This is a genomic window from Nocardioides sp. (genome assembly GCF_016462705.1).
Lineage (GTDB): Bacteria > Actinomycetota > Actinomycetes > Propionibacteriales > Nocardioidaceae > Nocardioides.
Map to the genome: position 1 here is coordinate 1 of NZ_JAEMSS010000050.1, position 24,584 is coordinate 24,584.

The following is a 24,584-nucleotide window of genomic DNA, read 5'->3' on the forward strand; positions in this document are numbered from 1 at the left end:
GCGCTGTCCCCCGGGACCTTCGTCGACGAGATCTCCAACAACGCCGCGGTCAACGGGATCCCGGTGACGGTCGAACCGGTCTGACCGGCTCAGACCTTCCCCAGGACCGCCGTCACCGCGTCCACGAGCTCGGCGACCAGCCGCTCGTCGCCGACCGGGGGCCTCCCGGGCGCCGCGACCCGGGTGCGCAGGTCCGCCAGGTCCCCAAGGGTGCGGTAGGTCAGCGTCATCGCGACCGTCAGCCGGAAGCGCAGTCCCACCGGGTCCAGGCCGGGGCTGATCCGGCGCAGCAGCCTGCCGAGGCGGGCGGTCTGCTCCGCGAACTCCTCGTCGATCACCGCGATCGCGGGGTGGCCGCCGGCGGTGACCCCGGCCACCAGGCGGATCCACTCCAGGTCGCCTGTCGTGGCCATCCCGGCGAGCGGCAGGACGAACGCCTCGGCGAGGTCGTGCAGCGACGGGTCGGCCGCCTCCTCCAGCGCGGTGAGGAGCGTGTCCCGGGCCGCCTTGATCTCCTCGCTCCGGGCCCGGACGACCGCCTCGACCAGCGCGTCCTTGGTGCCGAAGTGGTAGCGGACCGCGGCCACGTTGGTGCCGGCCTCGGCCATCACGGTGCGCAAGGACACCGCGTCGATCCCCTGCTCGGCGAAGAGCCGCTCGGCCGTCGCCACGAGCACGTCGCGCTGGGTGGTCCGCACCCGGCCGACCCTAGCCCGCTGGATACCCTCGACAGGTGCGCTCGTGGGGGTTCCTGCTCAGCCGTCGCTGGGTGCTCTTCGCCCTGACGGTGGCGGCCCTGACCGCCGGCACGATCTGGCTCGGCAACTGGCAGTTCGACCGGCTCACCGACCGCAAGGCCGACAACGAGGTCGTCCGCGCCAACGAGACCAAGGAACCCGCTCCTGTCGCCGACGTGCTCGCGGTCGGCCGGGCCGTCGAGGACGACGACGAGTGGCGGTTGGTCGAGGCGACCGGCACCTACGCCGCCGAGGACACGGTCGTGGTGCGCTACCGGACCCGGGACGGCCTGTCCGGCATCGACGTGGTCGTGCCGCTGGTGACCACGAGCGGTACCGCCCTCCTCGTGGACCGCGGCTGGCTCGAGGCCCGTCCCGACGGGACCGACCGCAGTGGGATCCCCGACCCACCCGACGGCGAGGTCACCGTGACCGGCTGGGTGCGGGCCGACGGCACCGGAGACAGCACCGAGGTCACCGACCAGTCGACCCGTGCCGTCTCCAGCACGAAGATCGGAGCCGCCCTCGGCCGCGAGGTCTACGGGGGCTCCATCGAGCTCCGGGACGAGGACGGCTCCCCGGCCGAGGGCCTGGAGCCCGTGGAGCTGCCCGAGCTCGACAACGGCCCGCACTTCTTCTACGGGCTGCAGTGGTGGTTCTTCGGCGTGCTCGCCGTCTTCGGGTTCTTCTACCTGGCCTGGGACGAGCGCAAGCGCGGGCCGCGCGGCGAACGCCGGAACCGCACGACCAGAACGACCCGCGCGGCTCAGAGGGCGCGGACCATGCCGCCGTCCACCGGCAGCAGCACGCCCGTCAGGAACGACGCGGCGGGCGAGAGCAGGAAGGCCGCGGCCCGCCCGAACTCCTCCGGCTCGCCGTAGCGCCCCAGCGGGATCTTCGCAACGGCCGCCGCCTGCGCCGCCTCCGCGTCGCCGGTGGACGCGTCGAGCTCGGCGACCCGCTCGGTCCCGACCCGCCCGGGCAGCAGCGCGTTCACCCGGATCCCGCGCGGACCGACCTCCTCGGCCAGCGTCTTGGCGACCCCGGCCAGCCCGGGCCGGAGCCCGTTGGAGACGGCCAGGTTGGGCACCGGCTCGTTGACGCTGGACGACAGCACCATCGCCAGCGAGCCACCCTCGCCCAGCTCGGCCGCGAGCTCCCGGGCCAGGCGTAGGCCGCCCAGGAAGACCGACTCGAAGGCGCTGCGCCACTGCTCGTCGGTCACCGCCGTCACCGGCCCGGGAGGCGGCCCTCCGACGCTGATCAGGGCGCCGTCGAGACGCTGCCAGCGGTCCCGGGCCGCGGCGACGAGCCGGGCCGGCGTGTCGGCGTCGGCGTTGTCCGCCACGGCGGCGGCCACGGCGTCGCCGTGGACGGACACCACCTCATCGAGGGACTCCTGGGACCGGCCCGAGACCACGACCCGTGCTCCCTCGGCCACCAGGACGTCGAGCGTGGCCCGGCCGAGCCCGCGGGCGCCTCCGGTGACGACGTACACGCGGTCCTTGAGTCCCAGGTCCATGACCCGAGCCTAGGCGGCGAGGGCTGCAGCAAACGACGCGATGTGAGCGTGCGAGCGGAGCGAGCCTGCGAGCGGATCGAGCGCGCCTCGTGATCGGTCCGGCGGCCACGACGACTGCGAAGCCCGCGAAGCGGAGCGAGCGTCGTCGTGGGCCCGGGCCGAAGCTCACGAGGGTATTAGACCTGCATCACCACGGCCTTGGGCTCGGTGAAGAACTCCCGGCTGAAGCTGCCGCCCTCCCGGCCGACCCCCGAGGCGCCCACGCCGCCGAACGGCGCGCGCAGGTCGCGGATGAAGAAGCAGTTGACCCAGACCGTGCCGGCCCGCAGCGCCTCGGAGACCCGGTGGGCGCGGGACAGGTTCTCGGTGAAGACCATCGCGTTGAGGCCGTACGGCGAGTCGTTCGCCGTCCTGACCGCCTCCTCCTCGGTGTCGAACGGGTGGACCGTCACGACGGGGCCGAACACCTCCTCGCAGACCACCCGGGAGTCGAGCGGGGCGTCCACGACCACGGTCGGACGCACGAACCAGCCCTCGGCCTGCCCGCCGGTCAGCATCCGGCCGGTACCGGCCGCCACGTCCTCGAGGTAGCCGGTGACCTTCTTCCAGTGCTCCTCCGAGGCCAGCGGCCCCAGCTCGGTGGCGGGGTCCTTCGGGTCGCCCATCCGCAGCGCCTCGGCGGCCGCCACGAACCGGTCGAGGAACTCGTCGTAGACCCCGCGCTGGACGAACAGCCGCGACCCGGCCAGGCAGACCTGGCCGGCGTTGGCGAACACCGCCTTGATCGACCACGAGACCGCGTTGTCCAGGTCGGCGTCGTCGAAGACCAGGTTGGCGCCCTTGCCGCCGAGCTCGAAGGAGACCGGGGTGAGGTTGGCCATCGCGGCCTGGCCGATGGTGCGTCCGGTGCCGGACTCGCCGGTGAAGGTGATCCGGTCGACGTCCCGGTGCCGGGTCAGGGCCGCGCCGGCCGAGTCGGGGCCGAAGCCGTGGACGACGTTGAGCACACCGGGCGGCAGCCCGGCCTCCAGGGCGAGCCGGGCCAGCAGCGTCGCCGAGGCCGGCGTGTCCTCGGCCGGCTTGAGGACCACGGTGTTGCCCCACGCCAGGGCGGGCGCGATCTTCCACGACTCGAGCATCAGCGGGAAGTTCCACGGCGAGATCGCGGCCACCACGCCGGCCGGCTGGAAGAGCGAGTAGGCGTGGTGCCCGGTGTCCATGGGCAGCGTCTCACCGGTGCTGAGCCGGGCGTGGTCGGCGAAGAACCGGAAGTTCAGGGCGGTGCGCGGCACGTCCTTGGTACGCGCGTCGGTGACCGGCTTGCCCATGTCGGTCGTGTCCGCCAGGGCGAGCTCGTCGGCGTGCTCCTCGACGAGGTCCGCGAGCCGGTGCAGGAGAGCGCCCCGCTCGGCGAACCCCATCCGCGGCCAGGGTCCCTCGTCGAAGGCCCGCCGCGCGGCCGCGACCGCGAGGTCGACCTCGGCCTCGCCGCCCAGCGCGACCTCGGCGTACGCCGCCCGGGTGAACGGGTCCACCGACTCGAACCGGGCACCGGAGGCCGACTCGACCTCCTCGCCGTCGACGACGTGCGTGATGAGCTCCATCCCGGTCCCCTCTCAGCGGGCTCCGACGGCGTGCAGGTCGCGCTCCTGGGCGAGCTGCAGGGCGATGTCGATCAGCATGTCCTCCTGGCCGCCGACGTAGCCGGCCTCGCCGGCCCGCTGGAGGATCTCGTGCGCCGCGACGCCGTAGCGCTCGGCCGCGTGCTCGGCATGCAGCAGGAACGACGAGTAGACGCCCGCCCAGCCCTGCACGATCGCGGTCCGGTCGGCCTTGGGCCAGCGCGGCAGGAACGGGCGGACCACCTCCTCGGCGGCGTCCAGCACTCCCCCGACGTCGACGCCGGTCTCCACCCCGAGGTGGTCGAACGTGGCGGCGAGCACCTCGGTCGGCGAGTTGCCGGCCCCCGCGCCCAGGGCGCAGAGCGAGCCGTCGATCTGCCGGGCGCCCGACTCGAAGGCCAGCACCGAGTTGGCGACCCCCAGGGAGAGGTTCTGGTGGCCGTGGAAGCCCACCTGGGCCTCCTTGCCGACCTCCGCGACCAGCGCCCCGATCCGGGCCTTGGCCTCGGTGAGCACCAGCGCACCGGCCGAGTCGACGGCGTAGACGCACTCGCAGCCGGCGTCGACCATGATCCGGCCCTGCCGGGCCAGCTCCTCGGGTGAGGTCCGGTGGCTCATCATCAGGAACCCGACCGTCTCCATGCCCAGCGAGCGGGCCAGGCCGAAGTGCTGGATCGAGACGTCCGCCTCGGTGCAGTGGGTGGCGATGCGTGCCACCGAGGCACCCGCCTCCCGGGCGTTGCGCAGGTCGTCCATGGTGCCGATGCCCGGCACCAGGAGGACCGCGATCCGGGCGGTGGTGGCCTCCTCCGCGGCGGCGCGCACCAGGGTGATGTCCTCGACCTTGGAGAACCCGTAGTTGAACGACGAGCCGCCGATCCCGTCGCCGTGGCTCACCTCGATCACCTCGACGCCGGCGGCGTCCAACGCGTGCACGGTGGCGCGCACCTGCGCCTCGGTGAACTCGTGCGACATCGCGTGGCTGCCGTCGCGCAGCGTGGTGTCGGTGATCCGGACCGGACGCTCCGTGCCGGTCACGCCGCGGCCTCCGCGAACCGGGTGGTGGCGACGAGCTCGCCGACCCGCGCCGCCGCGGCGGTCATGATGTCCAAGTTGCCGGCGTACGTCGGCAGGTAGTCGCCGGCGCCGAGCACCTCGATGAAGACCGTGACCCGCCCGTTGCCGTCCCACTTCTCGCGGGGGTCGTCGTACTGCGGCTCGGCGCGCAGGGTGTAGCCGGGGACGTACTCCTGGACCTCGGCCACCCGCCGGTGGACGGACTCGCTGATCGCGTCCTTGTCGGCGTCGGGCGGGATGGCGCAGAAGATCGTGTCGCGCATGATCATCGGCGGCTCGACCGGGTTGAGCACGATGATCGCCTTGCCCCGCGGCGTGCCGCCGAGCTCGCGGACCGCGCGGCTCGTCGTGTGGGTGAACTCGTCGATGTTGGCCCGGGTGCCGGGCCCGGCCGACTTGGAGGCCACCGAGGCGACGATCTCGGCGTAGGCGACCGGCACCGCCGAGGACACCGCGTGCACGATCGGGACGGTCGCCTGCGCGCCGCAGCTGATCATGTTGATGTTCGGGGCGCCGACGTGCTCACGGAAGTTCACCGGCGGGCACACCAGCGGGCCGACGGCCGCCGGTGTCAGGTCGACCGAGACGATGCCCGCCTCCTCCAGCCGAGGCGCGGCGGCGCGGTGCGCCTTGGCGGAGGTGGCGTCGAAGACGATCTGCGGGAGCTCGTCGCGGCTCAGCAGCCAGTCGAGCCCATCGGCGGACGCCTCGATGCCTTGCGCCCTGGCCCGCTGCAGCCCGTCGGACTCGACCACGCCGACGACGTACTGCACCTCGATGGCGTCGCTGCGCTGGAGCTTGGCCAGCAGGTCCGTGCCGATGTTGCCGGGGCCGATGATCGCGGCCCGGACCTTCCCGGGTCGTGCGGTGCTCATGCGTCCCACCTCGGGATCTCGTCCTCCTGCGGGATGTTCACCTCGGTGACCCGGTTGCGGTAGCTCACGGTGGCGGTCCGGCCGCCGTGCTTGACCCGCACCACGACCTCCTCGGTGTTGACCGGCTCGCCCGGGTCGTAGCCGTGCGCCCAGGTGGCGAACGCCCGGATCGGTCCGGAGTGGGTGGCCGCGATGATCCGCTGGCCGGGCGACTCGGCGATCAGCCGGTTGAAGCCCTGCCAGAAGCGCCGGACGCAGGCCTGGGGCGACTCGAAGTACATGAGCGGGACGGTCAGCCAGAGCTGGATCGGGTCGGCGCCGCCGAGCTGGGTCCGGTAGAACCGGTCGATCTCGACCAGCCAGCGCGGCCGGTCGCCGACGGCCATCCGCTCGAGCTTCTCCATCTCGGCCTGGTACTTGCGGAACGACGCGGTGATGTCACGGACGCCGTCGGGGCTCCACACCTGGAAGTTCTTCAGCTCCTCGACCGGCTCCGGCCCGGTCACCTCGCAGTCCCGGCCGTACTGGTCGAGCCCGTCGAGCAGTCCGCGGTGGATCTGCTCGGCGGTCTGGCGCGCCCGGTTGGTGGGCGCGCAGACGATCCGCATCTGCGGCCACTCCCGCAGGGTGCGGGACAGCGCCTGCCCCCGCTGGTGCGCCTGCCAGGCCCCCATGGGCGTCAGGCCGGCGTCGGTCGAGTAGCCCTGGGTGATGCCGTGCCGGATGATCCGGATCTCGGTCGTGTAGGTGTCCCGCTCGGTGCGCTGCTCGGGGATGATCTCGTGGCTGCGGGTGACGGCGGCGTACTCCGGCGCGAACCGCTCGCCGTCGTGCTCCAGTGGCACCGACCGTTTCCGGCTGGGCGCCCCGGTCGTCCGGTCCCGGAAGCGGCGCAGGTAGAGCGGCACCGACTCGTCGTCGTCCTCGACGGGGGCGGCGTCGTGACGCGCCCGGCGCTCGCTGTAGCGGGCCAGGTAGAGCGGCGCGTCGGTGCGGTCGGTCCGCCGGAAGGTCTCCCCGTTCGTGGTCGAGGTCATCAGCTGTGCACCGTGAAGAAGCGCTCGTTGACCTCGCGTGCGTAGTAGAACATGGCCCGCCCCATCTCCTCCTCGGTCCAGGTGATGGGCTCGAAGTCCGGGTCGACCCAGTAGCCGCCGGTGAAGATCTCGTTGCGGTTGCCGACGGGGTCGAAGAAGTACGTCGTGTGGCCGCGGGTGGCGCCGTGCCGGGTCGGCGCGACGTCGATGGTGACGCCGTTGTAGGCGAGCACGTCGGCGGCCTCACGCACGGCGTTCCAGTCGTCGACCCAGAACGCGAAGTGGTGCAGCGCGCCGTTGGGACCGGTGACCAGCGCGAGGTCGTGCGGGCTGTGGGACCGCTCCAGCCAGGTGGCGATCTGGTGCCCGTCGTTCGCCAGGATCTGCTCGGTGAGCCGGAAGTCGAGGACGTCGCGGTAGAACGCGGTGGCCGCGTCGACGTCCTCGGCCATGATGAAGATGTGGTCGAGCCGGGGCGGCGCGATGCCGACCAGGTTGCCCGGCCGGGGCGGCGGGTTGAACAGCGGCAGCATGTTGCCGACCTTCTCCATGCCGAAGCCCAGCTCGACGGTGTGGCCGGACGGCGCCTCGAACCGGATCGCGTCGCCCCAGCCCGGACCGAGCTCCCCCGTGCCGTAGCGCTTGACGGGGATCCCGAACTGCTCGACCCGCTCGGTGTAGTGGTCGAGGTCCTCGAGCTCGGCCACCTTGAAGCTCATGTGGTCCAGCCCGTACGTCGCGGCCTGGCGCAGCACGACCGAGTGGTGCTCGTGCTCGTCCCAGCACTTGAGGAAGACCCGGTTCTCCTCGTGCGCGGTCTCGATGAGCCCGAGCACCTCGGTGTAGTAGGCGGTGCAGAGCTCGAGGTCCGGGACCCGGATCTGCACGTGCTGCAGGCGGAGGATGCGGTCGGACACGGCAGTCCCTCTCATTCCGGGGTCAGGTGTGGAAGCGCAGGAACCGCTGCGCGACGACGTTCTCGTAGTAGAAGAGCCCGCGCCCGAACTGCTCCTCGGTCCAGGTGATCTGGGGGAAGTCCGGGTCCGGGCTGTAGCCGCCGGTGAACACCTCGTTGCGGGTGCCCAGCGGGTCGAAGAAGTAGATGGTGTTGCCGCGGGTCACCCCGTGCCGGGTCGGGCCCTGGTCGATCTGGACCCCGTTGAAGGCCAGGATGTCGGCCGACTTGCGGACGTGGTCCCAGTCGTCGAGCCAGAACGCGAAGTGGTGCAGCGCGCCGTTGGGGCCGTTGACGATCGCGATGTCGTGCGGCGAGTGCGACCGCTCCAGCCACACCCCCATCTGGTGGCCGTTGCCGTCGAGGACCTGCTCGGTCATCCGGAAGCCGAGCACGTGGTGGAAGAACGCGTAGGACTCGCCCACCTCCTCGGCGTTGATGAGCAGGTGGTCCATCCGCGGTGGGGCGATGCCGGGCAGGTCCGGCGGAGGCACCGGGGACGGGTTGAGCTTGCCGAGGACGTTGCCGACCTTCTCCAGGTCCCACACCAGCTCCATGGTCTGCCCGGACGGGATCTCGAACTGGATCGACTCCCCCTGGCCGACCTCCTCGCCCCTGCTGACCCGGCGTACGTCGCAGCCGGCGTTGGCCAGCCGGATCTCGAGGTCGGCGAGGTCGTCCTCGCGCTCCACCCGGAAGGAGAACTTGTCCATGCCGATCCGGGTGTCCGTGCGCAGGCGCAGGGAGTGGTGGTCCTCCTCGTCCCAGCACTTGAGGTAGACCGCGTCGTCGGTGCGCTCGCTGACGTGCAGCCCGAGGACCTCGGTGTAGTAGGCCGAGGACAGCTCCAGGTCGGGCGTCCGGACGTCGACATGGGCGAGTCGGAGTACTCCCACTGCGTGCTCCTCGGGGCTGGTCAGGATCTCGAAGACCTTCTTGACGCCCGAACGTAGGGATGGCTAGCGTTCCGTGTAAAGGAAGGGCGTTCCACATGGCAGAACACTCGGCACCATTCGCTGGGCGACGGCCCGAGGACATGCGTCAGGCGGTGGCCGGCTACGTGCAGGAGATCCACCGCGCCTACGTCGACCAGGCCGCGACGTTCCCGCCGGGCGTGCGCGGAGGGATGCCACTCATGGCGGCCGGCCGGCTGACCGTCGTCGCGGTGGGCGCCCGCAACCTGCACATCCTGGCCACCCAGGAGGACCTCGGGCCGCTGCAGGGACCCGAGGTCGCGCTCGAGGCCGAGATCGGCGGGGTGTCGTGGACGCTGCGCTTCTACGACCCGGTCGTGCTGCCCGAGCTGGCACTGCTCGACGAGAGCACCGAGCCGGCGTTCGACGAGGTCAAGCGCGCCCTGGGGATCGACAGCGTCCTCTACCACTTCGTCGCCGAGCCCGGAGCCGGGCTCTCGGGGCACCAGGCCTCCCACGTCGGCACCGGGCTCGCCAACGCACACTCCGCGGTCCGGCGGGACTTCGACACCATCCGGTCCCGGGTCCGGGGACGCGAGGCGCTCGTCGACGAGATGGCCGGCGCTGCCCGCTCGGGGCTGGTGCACGCCCAGGCCCTGCTGGCTCGGGAGATCAGCCCGTACGACGAGGGCGTGCGCACCGCCTGCGAGAGCCTCGACCCGAGCGGCCGACCCGACCCCGACAGGGTCCGCAGGGCCCTGCTGGACGCAGTCGGCGGGCGCACCCAGTGGACCCCGCCGGCGGAGGCCTCGTGACCAGCGAGGGCCTGACGTCGGTCGGCAACGGCGCCCGGCTGCTCAAGGCGTTCCTCTCCCGGGAGAAGGAGATCGGAGTCTCCGAGCTGGCCCGGCGGCTCGGCCTCGGGAAGAGCACCGTGCACCGGCTGCTGACGACGTTGGTCGCCGAGGGACTGGTCGAGAAGAACCCCGAGACCGGCGCCTACCGGCTCGGCCTGGTGATGTACGAGCTCGGCCAGGCAGTCCGGGTCCACATGGACCTGCACGCCGCCGTCGGTCCGGTGCTCGCCGCGCTGCGGGAGGAGACCCACGAGGGGTGCCAGGTCGGCGTGCTCGACGGCCACGAGGTCGTCTACGTGGACCGGCTGGAGAGCTCCCAGACACTGCGGCTGTTCACCGAGACCGGCCGCCGGGTGCCGGTGCACACGACCTCGTCGGGCAAGGTGCTGCTCGCGCACCTGACCGACGACGAGCTGGTGCGGGTCCTCGAGGCGGCGTCGCCGCTGGCCCAGATGACCCCGAGGTCGATCACCGACGAGACGGCGCTGCGCAAGGAGCTGGCCCGGATCCGGGCCCGCGGCTGGGGCGAGGCCGTCGAGGAGCGCGAGATCGGCGTCGCCTCGATCGCGGCACCGGTCCGCGACGAGTCGGGACGGGTCGTCGCGGCGATCAGCATCGGTGCGCCTGCGGCCCGGATGGGCGCCCAGCAGCGCCGCCGGCTGGCCGAGGTGGTCGTGGAGGCCGGCGAGGCCGCCTCCCGCCGGCTGGGGTGGTCCCCCGAGACCCGACACGCCAGGGAGGGGTGACCCCAGTGCCGATCACCGACGCCCCGGCCCGGGCCCGCGCTCTCTACGACGCCCGTCGCGACCGCACCCCGATCCCGCCGTTCACCGACAGCGACCCGAGCCTGGGGATGGCCGACGGCTACGCGGTCCAGCGCCTGCTGGTCGACCTGATCCTCGCCGACGGTGACTCGATCGTCGGCTACAAGGTCGGGCTCACGTCCAAGCCGATGCAGCGGATGATCGGGGTCGACTCCCCCGACTTCGCTCCGATCCTCGGCTCCACGGTCCACGTCGACGGGGGCACGGTCTCCCTGTCCACGCTCATCCAGCCCAAGATGGAGGCCGAGATCATCGCCGTCATGGGCGAGCGGCTCCAGGGCCCGGGGGTGCTGGTCACCGACGCGGCCCGGGCGGTCGCAGGCGTGTGCGCCTCGGTCGAGATCGTCGACTCGCGCTTCGAGGACTGGCGGATCAAGCTGGCGGACACCGTCGCCGACCTCGCGTCCAACGGCGCCTTCGCGGTCTCGTCGCGGGTCGTCCCGCTCACGGAGGTCGACCCCCGGTACGTCGGCATGACGCTGACCCGCAACGGCGAGCTGGTCGACACCGGCGCCGGCGCCGCCGCACTGGGGGACCCGCTCGGAGTGGTGGCCTGGCTGGCCAACGTGCTGGGTGACCACGGCATCGCCCTCGAGCCCGGGCACCTCGTGATGACCGGCGCCCTGCACGCCGCCGTACCGATGGCGGCCGGCGACGTGTTCCGCGCCGACTTCGACCGGCTGGGGCCGGTCACCCTGAGGGTGGTGGAGTGATGCCCGACGTGACCGCGCTCGCGGAGCGCCTGACCGGCGCGAGAACCTCGGTGTCGGCCATCCCACAGCTCTCGGACGACACCCCGGACCTCGACCTCGACACCGGCTACGCCGTCCAGCGCCTGCTGCGGTCCGGCCGGGGACCGCTGGTCGGCTGGAAGCTGGGCGTCACCAGCCGGGCCAAGCAGCAGCAGGTCGGCGTGGACTCCCCCATCTACGGCTTCCTGGCCGCCGACCACGTGCTCGACGCGGGTGAGCCGCTCACGGTCGCAGAGCACATCAACCCGCGCTGCGAGCCCGAGATCGTCTTCGTCATGGGGCACGAGCTCGCCGGCGCCCACGTCAGCTCCACGGAGGTGCTCGCGGCCACCGCGGGCGTCGCGGTCGGGATCGAGGTCCTCGACTCGCGCTACTCGGACTACCGGTTCACGATGCCGGACGTGGTGGCCGACAACGCCTCGGCCGGGCGGTACGCCGTGGGCACCCCCGTCCCGCCCCAGGGCATCGACCTGCGGCTGGTGGGCGTCGTCCTCGAGCACAACGGCGGGGTCGTGGCGACCGCCTCGGGAGCAGCGTCCCTGGGACACCCGGCCGCGGCGGTGGCCTGGCTGGTCCGGTCGCTGGCCGCCACCGGCGAGGGCCTCCGCGCCGGCGACGTCGTCCTGTCCGGCGGGCTCACCGCGGCCGTGCCGGTCTCGGCCGGGGACGTGGTGGTGGCCACCGTCGACCGGCTCGGCTCCCTGGAGCTCGGGTGCCGCTGACCCGGGTCCCCCTCGGCGCCCGCGACGGCCGGGAGCGCTGGACGGTGCAGCAGGACGGCCGGTCCTACCTCGTCCTCGACCTGGGTGACCGGGTCGTCGTCACCGACGCGCTCTGCCCGCACAAGCAGAACCCGCTCGCCGACGGGCTGCTCCGGGACGGCAGCCTGGTCTGTCCCGGGCACTGGTACGCCTTCGACCTCACCACCGGCGCCTGTCGCAACGCCAGCGAGACCCCGCTGCCCCTGCATCCCGTCGTCGAGACCGACGGCGTGCTGGTCGCCGAGGTCGTCGTCGAGCCGCACCGCTCCTGGTCGGAGCGGCTGCGGGCCCACGCCCACGCCCACGAAGCCCACAAGAAGACCTACGACGAGGGAGGACGATGACGGCCTACTGGATCGCCACGTACGACGAGGTCAGCGACCCGGGCAAGGTGGCGGCCTACGCCGCCATCGCCGGCCCCGCTCTGGTCGCCGCCGGCGGCCGCTTCCTGGCCCGGGGCAACCCCGAGCAGGTCTACGAGCTCGGGCAGCAGACCCGCACGGTCCTGATCGAGTTCCCGTCCGTCGACGCCGCCCGCGCGGCGCACGACAGCCCGGCGTACGCGGAGGCGCTGGCGGCGCTGGGCGACGGGGCCCGACGCGACATCCGGATCGTCCCCGCCGCCGAGTAGTGCTCACGCCCCTGGAACGTGCTTGCCGGGCTCCCAGCCCCGGTCGCCCAGCAGCTCGTCGGCCCGGGCCAGCGGCACCTCCTCGAGCGGTGTGGCCATCGAGTCGTTCCACCGGTTGAAGACCCCGAACATGCAGACCACGCCCAGGAGCTCGACGATCTGGGTCTCGGTCCAGTGCTCGGCCAGCGCTCGGTAGGACTCGTCGGTGACACCGTTGGGCACCGACGCCGCCTCCATCGCGAAGTCGAGCGCGACCCGCTCGGCGGGACTGAACAACGGGCTGGTCGAGTACTCGTAGATCGCCGCCATCTTCTCGTCGCTCACCCCGTGCCGGGTGGCGCTCACGGTGGTGTGCGCCTTGCAGTACTGGCAGCCCGAGGCGGTGCTGGCCACGTGCGCGACCAGACGCTTCAGCCCGAGGTCGACCTGGCCGTCCGCGGCGAAGACCGCGCGGTTGAGCTGGATCACCGCCATCGCGATGGCCGGGACCCGTTGCATGGTCAGCAGGCTGTTGGGGACGAAGCCGAGGGTCCGGGTGAAGTGAGCGAGCGCCTCGGCGAGGGCGGGATCGGTGCAGTCCTCGGGCGGGATGGGTGTCATGCGAGCCATGGCCGCGATGCTCGTGCTCGGCTCGTCGTCCGGTCCGCCACGTCCCTCTCCGCGGGACGTTGCCGTGCCGCCGGGCGGAACAGGGCGGCGAGACCGGGTCAGAGCCCCAGGACGAGGCGCTTCCCGCAGGCCCGCGAGACGCAGACCATCATGCAGTCGTTGGCGGCCCGCTCCCGGTCGCTGAGGACGTAGTCGCGGTGGTCGACCTCCCCCTCGATCACCTTCGTCTCGCAGGCACCGCAGATCCCGTCCTGGCAGTCGTGCAGGACGTCCACGCCGTCGTCGAGGAGCGCCTGGAGGATCGAGGTATCCGGTCCCACCAGCAGCGAACGCCCCGACTCGGCGAGCACCACCTCCACCGCGTGGTCGTCGGCGGGGTCGCGGTCGACCACCGGAGCGGCGAACCGCTCGACCCGCAGCGCGCCCGCGGGCCAGTCCGTCATCCGCTGCTCCACCGCGGTCAGGAGGGCCTCCGGACCGCAGCAGTAGACCAGCGTCCTGTCGCGGGGGTCACCCAGCAGGCCGTCCAGGTCCAGCAGCCCGTGCCGGTCCTGCGGGTGCAACGTGACCCGGTCGCCGTACGCCGCCAGCTCGTCGGTGAAGGCCATCGAGGCGGCTGAGCGGCCGCCGTAGAGCAACGTCCAGTCCGCGCCCTCGGCCGCGGCACGGGCCAGCATCGGCAGGAGCGGCGTGACGCCGATACCGCCGGCGAGGAAGACGTAGGACGGAGACGGCTCCAGCCGGAAGTGGTTGCGCGGCCCGGTCACCTCGACGCGGTCGCCCGGCCGGAGCGTCGAGTGCACGTACGCGGACCCGCCCCGGCTCGCCGGCTCGAGCAAGACCCCGAGCCGGTAGCGGGCGCGGTCCGCCGGGTCTCCGCACAGCGAGTACTGGCGGCTCACGGTGCCCAGCACGACGTCGAGGTGGGCGCCCGGCTCCCAGGCCGGCAGGACGTCGCCCGCCGCAGACACCAGCTCCAGCGACATCACGCCGTCGGCCTCCACGGTCATCGAGCGGATCATCAGCTCCACAGCAGCTCCATCGCGGGTCCTTCTCCTCGGGTCGCCGGCTCGCCCACGGTCCGGGATCCGGGGCAGCACGACCGCCCTCGTCCCGCGGACAGGGACGTCGCGTTCCGGTGGCCGGAATGCCGGTCCTTGTGCAGGAACGGACCGGGAGGAAGGCTCCAGGCATGGGTCAGGCCACCGGGCTCCTCCTGGACATCGGTGGCGTCGTCCTGCGCAGCGGGCGCGAGATGCTGGTCCCCCGGGCCCGCTCCGAGCCTGCGCTGCAGGGCTTCGTCGAGCGGACCGACCTGGCCGGGCCGCGCGACGACAGGTGGCGGGCGATGATCGCCCACGAGATCACCGAGCGGGCCTACTGGGAGGAGATGGCGGCGGCCATCGGCGCGGAGCTCGGCGAGGTGGGCTGGCGGACCCGTGACCTGATCGTGTGGCTCTACCACGCCCCCCAGGCCGCCTGGCTGGTCGACGAGGTGGTCGACCTGATGACCGAGGTCAAGGGCGCCGGCCTGCCCCTGGCCGCGCTCACCAACGACCTGGTCGACTTCCACGGCCAGGCCTGGGCCGACGAGCAACGGTGGCTCGACCTGTTCGACGTCGTCGTCGACGGCTCGCTCACCGGGGTGCTCAAGCCGGCCCCAGGCGCCTACCGCCTGGCGATCGAGGCGATGGGCCTGGAGGCCGGCGAGATCGTCTACCTCGACGACATGCCGGTCAACGTCCGCGGCGCGGCCGCGGCCGGCCTGCAGGCCATCGAGGTGCTCTACGACGACCGCCGCCAGGCGGTGGACGAGGCCCGGCGCCGGCTCGGCCTGATCCCCGTCCTGGCCTGACCACCAGCAACCCCGAGGAGGCGACGATGCCGCTGGTCCGCGTCGACATCATGGAGGGCCGCCCTCCCGAGCTGATCGAGGAGCTGCACCGCAGGCTCGCCGAGCTGGTGGCCGAGACCCTCGACACCCCCATCGAGCGGGTCCGGACCTACATCACCCAGTTCCCGCCGGAGGCCTGGGGCATCGGCGGGGTGCCGGCCAGCGTCGCTCGACGAGCCGAGGTCGAGGCCCGGGCTGCTGCGCAAGCAGAGCGTGATGGGTGACCTCTGCGTCGTCGTCGGTGCTACCGGCTCGTTCGGGCGCGCGGTCACCGAACGGCTGGTGACCCGTGGTCTGCGGGTGCTGGCCGTCGGGCGTCACGAGGATGACCTCGCCGCGCTCGCCGCCGAGGCGGCCGGGGTCATCCCGTGCGTGGCCGACATCGCCGACGACAGCGCCATCGGGACAATCTCCGCCGCCCTGGACGGTCCGGTCCGGATGGCGGTCTTCGCCGCCGGGCTCCCGGTCGCGGGATCCGTGGAGACGGTGTCGCCGAGCGACCTGGCCCGTGGCGCGGACATCAAGCTCGGCGGACTGCTGCGCCTGGTCCGCGCGGTCGACGCCAGGCTGGCGCCCGGCTCCCGGATCGTGATGTTCGCGGGCACCCTCGGGTTCGAGCCCAAGGCCTCGAGTGCCGGCCCGGGTGCGATCAACGCCGGCGTCTTCAACCTGATGCGCCAGCTCGGCGACGTCTACGGCCCCCGCGGTGTCACGACCCACACCCTGAGCCCGGGCCCGGCGGACACCCCTCGGGTGCACGCCCTCGTCGAGCGCGCGGCAGCCGAGCGCGGCATCACGGTCGAGGAGCAGTGGGCGTCGTACGCCGCCGGGACCTCGCTGGGCCGGCTCCCGACGGTCGCGGAGATCGCCTGGGCAGTGACGCTGCTGCTCGACCCGGAGGCCGACGTCCTGCACGGCGGCGTGCTCAGCCTGGACGCGGGCGGGCACCGCGGCATCCACTGACCGCGCACATCGTGGGCGGCCCGCGGGCCGGTCAGTGCCGACCGCGGTAGCCGAGACGCCGGCTGATCACGGCGGCGGCCTCCTGCACGGCCACCCGGTAGGGGCGCAGGCTCTCGGCGTTCATCCGGTCGCTGCTGCCCACCACGGTCACCGCGGCGATGACGGTGCCGTCCGCCCCGCGCAGCGGCGCGCCCACGGAGGTGATCCCCAGCTCGCCCTCCTGGACGTTGGAGGCCCAGCCGCGGCGGGCGACCTCGTCGAGCTCGCGCAGGAGCGCCGCATGGTCGGTGATGGTGTGGCTGGTCCGCGCGTCGAGGGCGATCCCCTTGAGCCGGCGCTCCAGCTCCGGCCGCGGGAGCGCCGCGAGCAGCACCTTCCCCGAGGACGTCCAGTGCGCGGGGAGCCGGTGCCCGACCCGCCGGAAGACCGGCAGCATGTAGTGGCTCTCGAGCCGCTCGACGTAGACCGCCTCCAAGCCGTCCAGCACCGCCACGTGCACCATCTCGCCGGTCTGGTGCCGCAACGTCGTCAGCACCGGCAACGACGCCTGGTGCAGGTCGACGTGCTCGGCCACGGTCGTGCCGAGCTCGTAGAGCGCCAGACCCAGCCGGTACTTGCCGGTCCTGGGGTCCTGCTCCAGCAGCCGCTCGGCCTCCAGCGTGGCGACCAACCGGTGCGTGGTGCTCTTGCTCAGCCCCAGCCGGCGGGCCAGCTCGGAGACCCCCAGCTCCTGGTCGGCGTGCGAGAACGCGCGCAGCACCCGGGCCGCGTTGCGCACCGATCCCAGCAGCGTGCGCGAACCCGAGGGCGTCGACTCGGAGGTCACTCGCCGGAGCGTAGCCGGTGTCCCGTTCCGCGGGACGTTTTCCCACCGGTGTGACGCCCGCCACCTAGGTTCTGCCTCGTGACTGGGAACGTGACCGGCAAGTCGAATGGGCGTCCGGACCGAGCCGAGTACGACGACATCCACTGGTTCGACCGGCACGACCCGGCCCACGAGCCGGTCCTCGGCGGCAAGAACACCAGCCTCGGCATCCTCACCATGGCCGGGCTCCCGGTACCGCCCGGCTTCGCGGTCACCGCCCGGGCCTACCGGCAGTCGTTCGCCGACACCGGGATCGACCGGGAGATCGCGGCCCTGATGGCCCGCGTGCACCCCGACGACTCGGCCGAGCTGACCCGCGTCGCGCAGAAGGCCCGGGCTCTCGTCCTCGGCGCCGGGCTCCCCGGCTGGCTCTCGGCCCAGATCCGCGCTGCCTACGCCACGCTGTCGAAGCGGTGTGGCCGCGACGACGTCCCGGTCGCGGTCCGGTCCTCGGCGACGTGCGAGGACCAGCCCGACGCGTCGTTCGCGGGCGAGCACGACACCTACCTGTGGGTGCGCAGCCCGGCCGAGGTCGAGACCCACATCCTGCGGTGCTGGGCCAGCCTCTACACCGACCGCGCCATCGCCTACCGCAGCGGGATGGGCTACGCCGAGGACGGCGCCGCCATGAGCGTGGGCGTGCAGCAGATGGTGCTCCCCCGCGCCTCCGGGGTGGCCTTCACCCTCAACCCGACCAACGGCGACCGCTCCCAGATCGCCATCGACGCGTCCTGGGGGCTCGGTGAGGCCGTCGTGGGCGGCTCGGTCACTCCCGACAACTTCCTGGTCGACAAGGTCATGGGAGCCGTCACCGCACGCACCATCTCCGACAAGACCGTCGAGCACGTGCTGGACGGCGACCGGGTCGTCGAGCTCCCCGTCGACGAGGACCGCCGCACGGTCCCGTGTCTCAGCGAGAGCGAGATCCAGTCGGTGGCGGCGCTGGCCCGCAGGGCCGAGCGCCACTACGGCTGCCCCCAGGACGTGGAGTGGGCGATCGACCCGCTCCGACCGGAGGACGACAACGTCGTGCTCCTCCAGAGCCGGCCGGAGACCGTCTGGAGCCGCCGGCGCACCCAGATCGACGCGGTGGCCCGGGACACCTTCTCGTCGATCGTCCATCACCTGCTCCACCCGGCCAGCACGCCGGTCGTGCACCACCACTGAGACACCACCACCTGGCATCACCACCCGGCATCACCACCCGGCATCCCGAGGAGAGACCATGGCCGACCGTTTCCCGAGCCCGTTCGAGGTCGTCACGCCCACCGGTGCGGAGGGCTGGGAGGAGCTGTACGGCTACTCCACGGTGTTCAGCGAGGACCGGCGCGAGCTCGAGGAGTCGATGTGCTGGTTCATGGACGGCGTGCACACCCCGGAGGTGATCGAGCCCTGGGACGCCACCGTGCTCGACTTCGCGCTCACGTTCCTGAGCCAGTACACGACCCGGCACTACGTCATCCCGCCCGCGATGGGCGTCGACATCCGCTACCTCAACGGGCACATGTACCTCTCCCCCGTGCCCGTGACCGACCCCGCGGAGATCGAGTCGCGGGTGCCGGAGTTCGCCGAGCGGGCGGGCTACTACTTCGGCAACTGGTCGACGCTCTACGACGCCTGGATGGACAAGATCAAGGACGTCATCGCCGAGCTCGGGGCGATCGACTTCCAGCCGCTGCCCGACCGCGAGGACATGGCGGTCCTCACCGAGGGCCGCGGCATCGGCTCGGGCCAGCTGATGATGTTCGAGTACGACAAGCTCGTGCAGCTCACCTCGAAGCTGTGGGCGCACCACTTCGAGTTCCTCAACCTCGGCTACGCGGCCTACCTGGACTTCTTCGGGTTCTGCAAGCAGCTGTGGCCCTCGATCCCGGACCAGGCCATCGCCAAGATGGTCGCGGGCATCGACGTCGACCTGTTCCGCCCCGACGAGGAGCTGAAGAAGCTCGCTCAGCTCGCCGTGGACCTCGGGATCGGCGACCGGGTCTCCAGCAGTGCGGCGGACACCCTGGCCGCCATGGGCGCGGACGACGACGGCAAGAAGTGGCTCGCCCAGTGGGAGGAGTCGCAGGACCCGTGGTTCAACTTCTCCTCCGGCTCCGGCTTCTACCACTCCGACCGGGTGTGGGCGGAGTACCCCGACATCCCGATGGGCTTCATCGAGTCCTACGTCGCCAAGCTCGGCCGCGGCGAGTCCCTGGCCCGGCCGATCGACGCGATCGAGGCCGAGCGCGACCGGATCGTGGCGGAGTACTCCGAGCTCATCGACGACGAGGAGGCCCGCGCGACCTTCGAGGGCAAGCTCGGTCTGGCCCGGCTCGTCTTCCCGTACGTCGAGAACCACAACTTCTACGTCGAGCACTGGGGCATGTCGCAGGTCTGGGGCAAGATGCGCCAGCTCGGCCAGCTGCTCGCCGACCAGGACTTCTGGGCGAACGCCGACGACATCTTCCTGCTCCGCCGCAACGAGGTGCCGGACGCGATCTTCGACTACTTCCACGGCTGGGCCGTGGGCGTCCCCGCGCGCGGGCCGGCGTACTGGGGCCGCGAGATCCCCCGGCGCCAGGCCATCATGCAGGCGCTCCGCTCGTGGTCGGCGCCGCCCGCGCTCGGCGTACCTCCCGAGGTCATCACCGAGCCGTTCAGCGTCATGCTGTGGGGAGTCACCTCGGACTCGGTGAAGGCCTGGCTCGGTGGCTCGGACAGCCCCGACGGGAGCCTGTCCGGCTTCGCCGCGTCGCCCGGGGTCGCCGAGGGCCCCGCCCGGGTCATCCTCTCCGCGGACGGGATCGGTGACCTCCAGCCCGGCGAGATCCTGGTCGCGCCGCTCACCGCACCGTCCTGGGCCCCGGTGTTCGGCAAGATCGGCGCGACCGTGACCGACGTCGGCGGGATCATGAGCCACGCCGCCATCGTGTGCCGGGAGTACGGCCTCCCCGCGGTCACGGGCACGGCCTTCGGGACCAAGAACATCAAGACCGGTCAGATGCTCCGCGTCGACGGCAACAACGGCACCGTCACCGTCCTCGACTGACCACGACCGCGCCCCACCGACTCCCGCGAAAGGCTTCTCATGCTGACCGCAGAGCAGAACGACGAGCTCACCGACATCGCACCCGGCACGCCCATGGGCGAGCTGCTGCGCCGCTACTGGTACCCGGTCGCGTTCACCCGCGAGCTCGAGGAGTTCCCCGTCAAGCACGCCAAGCTGCTCGGCGAGGACTGGGCGGTCTACAAGACCGCGTCGGGCCGCTACGGGATCATGCCCGAGGCCTGCCCGCACCGCCGCGCGTCGATGGCGTACGGCGTGGTGGAGGCCAACGGGCTCCGCTGCCCGTACCACGGCTGGCTGTTCGGCCTCGACGGCGAGTGCCTCGAGCAGCCCGCCGAGCGGGACGAGACCAACTTCCGCGAGCGGGTCCGCGCCCAGGCCGGCAAGGCCCAGGAGATGGGCGGCCTGGTCTGGGCCTACGTCGGCCCCGACACCGAGCAGAGCCCGGCGCCGGAGCTGCCCAGGTTCGACGTGTTCGTCATGGACGGGGTGCGCGACATCGGGTGGGCCGACCTGCCGTGCAGCTTCGTGCAGATCATGGAGAACGCGGTCGACCCGCACCACGTGGAGTTCCTGCACGGCCGCTACTTCGAGTTCATGGGCAGGCAGCAGGGCTTCGAGGCCCCGGCGTCGTTCGCCAAGAAGCACGTCAAGGTCGGCTTCGACGAGTTCGAGTGGGGCATCATCAAGCGCCGCGTCCTCGAGGGCGCCTCCGAGCAGGACGACGACTGGGCGGTCGGGCACCCGCTGGTGTTCCCGTTCAACATGCGGGTGGGCGGGGCCAACATCGAGCAGATGCAGATCCGGGTCCCGATCGACCGGACCACGACCCGTTTCATGCTGTACTCCGTGCACGCACCCGAGGGGGTGGCGTTCTGGGAGCAGCCGGTGGTCCCGGACTACGAGATCCCGGTCTTCACCGAGGACGGCCGGCACCGGACCGACTACGTCGAGGGCCAGGACATCATGGCCTGGGTGACGCAGGGTGCGATCACCGATCGCACGGTCGAGCACCTCGGACGCTCCGACGTCGGGGTCACCATGCTGCGCCGGATGTTCAAGGCCGAGATGGCCAGGGTCGCCGCCGGCGAGGACCCGCTCGGCACGATCCGCGAGCAGCACGACCGGATCGACCTGCCGTGCGAGAAGAACAAGTTCGACGCCGGGCCGCAGTTCGCCCTCGACTTCATCGAGATGGCGTCCAGCCGGTTCAGCCCCCAGAAGGACGCGCTCAAGAAGCTGCACGTGCAGGCCTGGGAGGGCCGGCAGAAGGCATGAGCGTCGTGGACCTGGACCTCGACCCGGAGCTCGACCCGGAGCTCGACGCGGGGCTCGACACGGCGTTCGGGCTCGACGTCGGTCGCGGCTGGTTCCCCGACGACGCCGAGTCGCACCGGCGGGACGCACCACGGTTCTGCCCCGCCTGCGGTTCGGCGTTCGCGCTGGCCGAGGGCGGTCACGGGCTGACCACGGAGTACTGGGTCCGTGGCGACCGGGTGTTCGTCTGCTTCTGCGGCGGCTGCGGCTGGAGCGGCGACATCGTGCTGGCCGAGCGGGTCGTCGGCCACGAGGCCGCCGAGTAGCCGCCGGGCAGCCGCTCCTACGCGGGGACGTCCTCGGCGAACTGGGTGCGGTAGAGGTCGGCGTAGAGGCCGCCCTCGCGGAGCAGGTGGGTGTGGGTGCCCTGCTGGACGATCCGGCCGTCCTCGACGACCAGGATGAGGTCGGCGTTGCGCACGGTCGAGAGCCGGTGCGCGATGACGAGCGACGTACGCCCTTCCAGCGCAGCGTCCAGGGCGCGCTGGACCGCCGCCTCGGACTCGCTGTCGAGGTGCGCGGTCGCCTCGTCGAGGACCACGATGGCCGGCGCCTTGAGCAGGAGCCGGGCGATCGCCAGGCGCTGCCGCTCACCCCCCGAGAGCCGGTAGCCGCGGTCGCCGACCACGGTGTCGAGCCCGTCGGGCAGGGCCCGCACGAGCCCGGCGATCTGGGCCGCCTCGAGGGCCGTCCAGATCTCCAGGTCGCTCGCGCCGGGGCGGGCGTAGACCAGGTTGGCGCGGATGGTGTCGTGGAACATGTGCGCGTCCTGGGTGACGTAGCCGACCACGTCCTCCAGGGACTGCAGGGTGACGTCGCGGACGTCGTGCCCGCCGACGCGGACCGCGCCGGAGCCGACGTCGTAGAGCCGGGCGACCAGGTGGGTGATCGTGGTCTTGCCGGCACCCGACGGGCCGACCAGGGCGACCATCTGGCCACCTTCAGCGGTGAACGAGATGTCGTGCAGGACCTGGACGCTCTCGCGGGACTCGGTGCGGGCCACCACTTCCAGCGAGGCGAGCGAGATGTCGTCGGCACCGGGGTAGGTGAACGAGACGTGGTCGAACTCGAGCCGCGAGGCCGTGCGCGGCAGCACGACCGCGCCCGGCTTCTCCTGGATCAGGGAGGGGAGGTCGAGCACCTCGAAGACCCGCTCGAAGCTGACCAGCGCGGTCATCACGTCGATCCGCACGTTGGAGAGACCCTGCAGCGGCCCCAGCAGCCGGAGCAGCAGGGTGGCGAGGGCGAGGAGCGTGCCGACGGTGAGCGTGCCGTCGATGGCGAGCTGGCCGCCGAGGCCGTAGACCATCGCGGTGGCGAGAGCGGGCACCGCCATCATCGAGGCGGAGAAGATCCGGGTGATCAGGGAGATGCGCACGCCGAGGTCGCGGACGACGGCCGCCTTGTCGGCGAACTGCTCGTCCTCCTCGCCACGGCGGCCGAAGAGCTTGAGCAGCATCGCGCCGCCGACGTTGAACCGCTCGGTCATCAGGTTGCCGAGGTCGGCGTTGCCGTCCATCTGCATGCGGGTGAGCCCGGCCAGCTTGCCGCCCACGAACCGGGAGATGAGGAAGAGCACCGGGAACAGCGCCAGGCACATCAGCGTGACCTGCCAGCTCAGGGCGAGCATGGTGATGCCGACGACCACGACAGCGATCGAGTTGGCGACCGTGCTGGACAACGTGCTGGTGAAAGCCCGCTGGGCGCCGATGACGTCGTTGTTGAGGCGGGAGACCAGGGCGCCGGTCTGCGTCCGCGTGAAGAAGGCCAGCGACTGGCGCTGCACGTGGCCGAACACCTGCGTACGGAGGTCGAAGATCAGGCCCTCACCGATCCGCGACGAGAGCCAGCCGCCCAGGACGGCGAGCACGGCACTGACCAGCGCGACCCCGGCCATGGCGAGCGCCAACCAGGCCACGAGCGCGTTGTCGCCCTTGAGGATGCCGTCGTCGACGATGCGCTGCACCAGCAGCGGGATGACGACGACCATCGCCGCGTCGATGACGGTAAGCCCGAGGAAGACGCTGATCAGCCGTCGGTGCGGGCGCGCGAAGCCCAGGACGCGCCGGACGGTGCCCCGGTCGAGCCGGTTGTTGACGACGCTGCGGTCCGAGCGCAGGTGCCGGAAGGCCGCTCCCGGTCCTGGTCCGTGCATGCTCATCGGCGTTCCTCCCGTCGTACCCCTGGTCAGCTCGCGGGCTGGACCCCCATCAGGGGAGCCAGCTCCCGGAACCGCCGGGCCTGGGCCTCTCGCTCCAGCCGGCGCTGCTCGTCCAGGTCCACGGCCCCCGCGCTCTGCAGCAGCCTCTTCGTCTCGGACACCGCGCCCGCGAGCGGGGCGGTGAGAGCGGCCACGAGGTCGGCGACGGTGGCGTCCAGCCGGTCGGCCGGGACGGCGGTGAGCGCCAGGCCGATGTCCACGGCCTCCGCGGCGCCGACCATCCGTGCCGTGGCGCAGATCTCGAGTGCTCTGGAGTAGCCAACCGCCTCGACCAGCGGTTTTGTTCCCGTCAGGTCCGGCACCAGCCCCAGTGCGGACTCCTTCATGGAGAACTGGGCGTCCTCGGTCATCACTCGCAGGTCGCAGCTCAGCGCCAGCTGGAAGCCGGCTCCGATCGCATAGCCCTGGACCGCGGCGATGCTGATGAACCGCGGGTCACGCAGCCAGGTGAAACCCTGCTGGTAGACGTCGATCAGTGCCGACATCTCCTCGTCGGTCATCGAGAGCATGTCGACGACCGACTCGGTGCCCTCCGGCGCCGCACCCGGGTCGAGCATCTTGCGGTCCAGCCCCGCCGAGAAGCTGTGACCGCTCCCCCGGACCACCACCACCCGGACGTGCGGCGGCAGCGCCTCCCCCGCCTGCGCCAGCGCCCGCCACATCGCCGGGGTCTGCGCGTTGCGCACCTCCGGGCGGTCGAGGGTCACCGTGGCGACGTTGTCGGTCAGATCGAGGCGGAGTCCGGCCGCAGCGAGGTCGTCGGGAGTCATGGCGCGAGCGTACGGCGGGGTGCCGACGGCGGTCGGGTGAGGCGGGCCTTCTCTCGTGGCGAGGCGTGGGGGCGGCCCTGTTGGTCCAGGAGGCGCGCACGCGCTGGTCGAGCAGCGAACGCACGCGCTGGTCGAGGACGCGCGCACTCCGTTGGTCGAGCAGGCGCCCGCACTCCGTTGGTGGAGGAGGCGCGCCAGCGCCGCCTCGAGACCTGTGCAGGGATGGCTTTGACCTGACCACCCGGTGCGCGGGTCCGGTCTTAGGGCCGGGCGCGGTGCCCGCGCGCGTAGCAGGCCGGGTCTCCGCGTCAAGGACGCTCGCTGGCGCT

27 protein-coding genes are annotated in these 24,584 nt (G+C 72.0%); 14 read left to right on the forward strand and 13 right to left on the reverse strand.

Features of this window, described 5'->3' with window-relative positions:
- Nucleotides 1–89 precede the first annotated feature (89 nt).
- A complete protein-coding gene (locus JHD21_RS08510) occupies nt 90–698 on the reverse strand; it encodes a TetR/AcrR family transcriptional regulator (protein ID WP_292673478.1) in 609 nt (202 codons plus the stop codon).
- Between the two features lie 35 nt (nt 699–733).
- Between JHD21_RS08510 and JHD21_RS08515 the strand changes: the two genes are divergently transcribed.
- Nucleotides 734–1,618, forward strand: coding sequence for an SURF1 family protein (locus JHD21_RS08515; RefSeq protein ID WP_292673480.1), 885 nt, complete (start codon nt 734–736; stop codon nt 1,616–1,618).
- Here the strand turns inward: JHD21_RS08515 and JHD21_RS08520 are convergent.
- The 7 genes from JHD21_RS08520 to JHD21_RS08550 form a co-directional block, all read right to left on the reverse strand.
- Nucleotides 1,504–2,259, reverse strand: a complete 756-nt coding sequence (locus JHD21_RS08520; RefSeq protein WP_292673482.1) for an SDR family oxidoreductase — start codon at nt 2,257–2,259, stop codon at nt 1,504–1,506. The genes JHD21_RS08515 and JHD21_RS08520 overlap by 115 nt on opposite strands.
- Nucleotides 2,260–2,435: 176 nt before the next feature.
- On the reverse strand, nt 2,436–3,863 hold the full coding sequence (locus JHD21_RS08525) for an aldehyde dehydrogenase (RefSeq protein ID WP_292673484.1): 1,428 nt from the start codon (nt 3,861–3,863) through the stop codon (nt 2,436–2,438).
- Nucleotides 3,864–3,875: 12 nt separating this feature from the next.
- Nucleotides 3,876–4,919, reverse strand: coding sequence for a 4-hydroxy-2-oxovalerate aldolase (gene dmpG, locus JHD21_RS08530; RefSeq protein WP_292673487.1), 1,044 nt, complete (start codon nt 4,917–4,919; stop codon nt 3,876–3,878).
- Complete coding sequence (locus tag JHD21_RS08535) at nt 4,916–5,833, reverse strand: acetaldehyde dehydrogenase (acetylating) (protein ID WP_292673489.1); 918 nt, start codon at nt 5,831–5,833, stop codon at nt 4,916–4,918. The genes dmpG and JHD21_RS08535 overlap by 4 nt, the downstream gene beginning before the upstream one ends.
- Complete coding sequence (locus tag JHD21_RS08540; protein WP_292673491.1) at nt 5,830–6,870, reverse strand: histidine phosphatase family protein; 1,041 nt, start codon at nt 6,868–6,870, stop codon at nt 5,830–5,832. Before JHD21_RS08540 ends, JHD21_RS08535 begins: the two co-directional genes overlap by 4 nt.
- Nucleotides 6,870–7,787: a catechol 2,3-dioxygenase gene (locus tag JHD21_RS08545; RefSeq protein ID WP_292673492.1), complete on the reverse strand. Its 918-nt coding sequence runs from the start codon at nt 7,785–7,787 to the stop codon at nt 6,870–6,872. The genes JHD21_RS08540 and JHD21_RS08545 overlap by 1 nt, the downstream gene beginning before the upstream one ends.
- 22 nt (nt 7,788–7,809) lie before the next feature.
- Nucleotides 7,810–8,721 carry a catechol 2,3-dioxygenase gene (locus tag JHD21_RS08550; RefSeq protein WP_292673496.1) on the reverse strand — a complete coding sequence of 304 codons (912 nt, stop codon included), beginning with the start codon at nt 8,719–8,721 and terminating at the stop codon, nt 7,810–7,812.
- 140 nt (nt 8,722–8,861) lie between these two features.
- Between JHD21_RS08550 and JHD21_RS08555 the strand changes: the two genes are divergently transcribed.
- The 6 genes from JHD21_RS08555 to JHD21_RS08580 are packed head-to-tail and all read left to right on the forward strand — an operon-like array spanning nt 8,862 to nt 12,564.
- A complete protein-coding gene (locus JHD21_RS08555; RefSeq protein ID WP_292673499.1) occupies nt 8,862–9,554 on the forward strand; it encodes a hypothetical protein in 693 nt (230 codons plus the stop codon).
- A complete protein-coding gene (locus tag JHD21_RS08560) occupies nt 9,551–10,342 on the forward strand; it encodes an IclR family transcriptional regulator (protein WP_292673502.1) in 792 nt (263 codons plus the stop codon). Before JHD21_RS08555 ends, JHD21_RS08560 begins: the two co-directional genes overlap by 4 nt.
- Before the next feature lie 5 nt (nt 10,343–10,347).
- Nucleotides 10,348–11,133 (forward strand): fumarylacetoacetate hydrolase family protein, encoded by a 786-nt coding sequence (locus tag JHD21_RS08565; RefSeq protein ID WP_292673505.1) that lies wholly within the window; start codon nt 10,348–10,350, stop codon nt 11,131–11,133.
- Nucleotides 11,133–11,894, forward strand: a complete 762-nt coding sequence (locus JHD21_RS08570; RefSeq protein WP_292673508.1) for a fumarylacetoacetate hydrolase family protein — start codon at nt 11,133–11,135, stop codon at nt 11,892–11,894. The genes JHD21_RS08565 and JHD21_RS08570 overlap by 1 nt, the downstream gene beginning before the upstream one ends.
- On the forward strand, nt 11,885–12,277 hold the full coding sequence (locus tag JHD21_RS08575; protein ID WP_292673510.1) for a Rieske 2Fe-2S domain-containing protein: 393 nt from the start codon (nt 11,885–11,887) through the stop codon (nt 12,275–12,277). Before JHD21_RS08570 ends, JHD21_RS08575 begins: the two co-directional genes overlap by 10 nt.
- On the forward strand, nt 12,274–12,564 hold the full coding sequence (locus tag JHD21_RS08580) for a DUF1330 domain-containing protein (protein WP_292673512.1): 291 nt from the start codon (nt 12,274–12,276) through the stop codon (nt 12,562–12,564). Before JHD21_RS08575 ends, JHD21_RS08580 begins: the two co-directional genes overlap by 4 nt.
- A 3-nt stretch (nt 12,565–12,567) precedes the next feature.
- Here the strand turns inward: JHD21_RS08580 and JHD21_RS08585 are convergent, their stop codons facing one another.
- Entirely contained in the window at nt 12,568–13,173 is a 606-nt protein-coding gene (locus tag JHD21_RS08585) for a carboxymuconolactone decarboxylase family protein (protein WP_292673515.1), read from the reverse strand.
- Between the two features lie 98 nt (nt 13,174–13,271).
- Entirely contained in the window at nt 13,272–14,195 is a 924-nt protein-coding gene (locus JHD21_RS08590) for a PDR/VanB family oxidoreductase (protein ID WP_292673540.1), read from the reverse strand.
- Between the two features lie 170 nt (nt 14,196–14,365).
- Here JHD21_RS08590 and JHD21_RS08595 point away from each other — a divergent pair, with 170 nt between their 5' ends.
- Genes JHD21_RS08595 through JHD21_RS08605 form a run of 3 tightly spaced genes read left to right on the forward strand, consistent with a single transcriptional unit; the run spans nt 14,366 to nt 16,030 of the window.
- The gene (locus tag JHD21_RS08595; RefSeq protein ID WP_292673518.1) at nt 14,366–15,028 is read left to right on the forward strand and encodes an HAD-IA family hydrolase; all 663 of its coding nucleotides are present in this window, start codon (nt 14,366–14,368) and stop codon (nt 15,026–15,028) included.
- Between the two features lie 26 nt (nt 15,029–15,054).
- Entirely contained in the window at nt 15,055–15,291 is a 237-nt protein-coding gene (locus tag JHD21_RS08600; protein WP_292673520.1) for a tautomerase family protein, read from the forward strand.
- Nucleotides 15,284–16,030: an SDR family oxidoreductase gene (locus JHD21_RS08605; protein ID WP_292673523.1), complete on the forward strand. Its 747-nt coding sequence runs from the start codon at nt 15,284–15,286 to the stop codon at nt 16,028–16,030. Before JHD21_RS08600 ends, JHD21_RS08605 begins: the two co-directional genes overlap by 8 nt.
- A 31-nt stretch (nt 16,031–16,061) precedes the next feature.
- Here the strand turns inward: JHD21_RS08605 and JHD21_RS08610 are convergent, their stop codons facing one another.
- Entirely contained in the window at nt 16,062–16,856 is a 795-nt protein-coding gene (locus tag JHD21_RS08610) for an IclR family transcriptional regulator (RefSeq protein WP_292673526.1), read from the reverse strand.
- Nucleotides 16,857–16,934: 78 nt separating this feature from the next.
- Here JHD21_RS08610 and JHD21_RS08615 point away from each other — a divergent pair, with 78 nt between their 5' ends.
- The 4 genes from JHD21_RS08615 to JHD21_RS08630 are packed head-to-tail and all read left to right on the forward strand — an operon-like array spanning nt 16,935 to nt 21,530.
- Complete coding sequence (locus tag JHD21_RS08615; protein ID WP_292673528.1) at nt 16,935–18,062, forward strand: PEP/pyruvate-binding domain-containing protein; 1,128 nt, start codon at nt 16,935–16,937, stop codon at nt 18,060–18,062.
- A 58-nt stretch (nt 18,063–18,120) separates the two neighbouring features.
- Nucleotides 18,121–19,929 (forward strand): PEP-utilizing enzyme, encoded by a 1,809-nt coding sequence (locus tag JHD21_RS08620; protein ID WP_292673530.1) that lies wholly within the window; start codon nt 18,121–18,123, stop codon nt 19,927–19,929.
- Between the two features lie 39 nt (nt 19,930–19,968).
- The gene (locus JHD21_RS08625; RefSeq protein ID WP_292673532.1) at nt 19,969–21,225 is read left to right on the forward strand and encodes a Rieske 2Fe-2S domain-containing protein; all 1,257 of its coding nucleotides are present in this window, start codon (nt 19,969–19,971) and stop codon (nt 21,223–21,225) included.
- Nucleotides 21,222–21,530: a hypothetical protein gene (locus JHD21_RS08630; RefSeq protein ID WP_292673534.1), complete on the forward strand. Its 309-nt coding sequence runs from the start codon at nt 21,222–21,224 to the stop codon at nt 21,528–21,530. Before JHD21_RS08625 ends, JHD21_RS08630 begins: the two co-directional genes overlap by 4 nt.
- 17 nt (nt 21,531–21,547) lie before the next feature.
- Here JHD21_RS08630 and JHD21_RS08635 read toward each other — a convergent pair whose 3' ends face one another.
- Nucleotides 21,548–23,425 carry an ABC transporter ATP-binding protein gene (locus JHD21_RS08635; protein WP_292673536.1) on the reverse strand — a complete coding sequence of 626 codons (1,878 nt, stop codon included), beginning with the start codon at nt 23,423–23,425 and terminating at the stop codon, nt 21,548–21,550.
- Nucleotides 23,426–23,451: 26 nt separating this feature from the next.
- Nucleotides 23,452–24,255, reverse strand: a complete 804-nt coding sequence (locus tag JHD21_RS08640; protein WP_292673538.1) for an enoyl-CoA hydratase/isomerase family protein — start codon at nt 24,253–24,255, stop codon at nt 23,452–23,454.
- Nucleotides 24,256–24,584 lie beyond the last annotated feature (329 nt).

Coding starts and splice junctions, on each gene's coding strand:
- JHD21_RS08630 (WP_292673534.1), top strand. CDS start 21,222: ATGAGCGTCGTGGACCTGGACCTCGACCCGGAGCTCGACCCGGAGCTC.
- JHD21_RS08635 (WP_292673536.1), bottom strand. CDS start 23,425: ATGAGCATGCACGGACCAGGACCGGGAGCGGCCTTCCGGCACCTGCGC.
- JHD21_RS08520 (WP_292673482.1), bottom strand. CDS start 2,259: ATGGACCTGGGACTCAAGGACCGCGTGTACGTCGTCACCGGAGGCGCC.
- JHD21_RS08600 (WP_292673520.1), top strand. CDS start 15,055: ATGCCGCTGGTCCGCGTCGACATCATGGAGGGCCGCCCTCCCGAGCTG.
- JHD21_RS08570 (WP_292673508.1), top strand. CDS start 11,133: ATGCCCGACGTGACCGCGCTCGCGGAGCGCCTGACCGGCGCGAGAACC.
- JHD21_RS08595 (WP_292673518.1), top strand. CDS start 14,366: ATGGGTCAGGCCACCGGGCTCCTCCTGGACATCGGTGGCGTCGTCCTG.
- JHD21_RS08585 (WP_292673515.1), bottom strand. CDS start 13,173: ATGGCTCGCATGACACCCATCCCGCCCGAGGACTGCACCGATCCCGCC.
- JHD21_RS08590 (WP_292673540.1), bottom strand. CDS start 14,195: ATGATCCGCTCGATGACCGTGGAGGCCGACGGCGTGATGTCGCTGGAG.
- JHD21_RS08555 (WP_292673499.1), top strand. CDS start 8,862: ATGCGTCAGGCGGTGGCCGGCTACGTGCAGGAGATCCACCGCGCCTAC.
- JHD21_RS08620 (WP_292673530.1), top strand. CDS start 18,121: ATGGCCGACCGTTTCCCGAGCCCGTTCGAGGTCGTCACGCCCACCGGT.
- JHD21_RS08525 (WP_292673484.1), bottom strand. CDS start 3,863: ATGGAGCTCATCACGCACGTCGTCGACGGCGAGGAGGTCGAGTCGGCC.
- JHD21_RS08540 (WP_292673491.1), bottom strand. CDS start 6,870: ATGACCTCGACCACGAACGGGGAGACCTTCCGGCGGACCGACCGCACC.
- JHD21_RS08625 (WP_292673532.1), top strand. CDS start 19,969: ATGCTGACCGCAGAGCAGAACGACGAGCTCACCGACATCGCACCCGGC.
- JHD21_RS08605 (WP_292673523.1), top strand. CDS start 15,284: ATGGGTGACCTCTGCGTCGTCGTCGGTGCTACCGGCTCGTTCGGGCGC.
- JHD21_RS08640 (WP_292673538.1), bottom strand. CDS start 24,255: ATGACTCCCGACGACCTCGCTGCGGCCGGACTCCGCCTCGATCTGACC.
- JHD21_RS08535 (WP_292673489.1), bottom strand. CDS start 5,833: ATGAGCACCGCACGACCCGGGAAGGTCCGGGCCGCGATCATCGGCCCC.
- JHD21_RS08580 (WP_292673512.1), top strand. CDS start 12,274: ATGACGGCCTACTGGATCGCCACGTACGACGAGGTCAGCGACCCGGGC.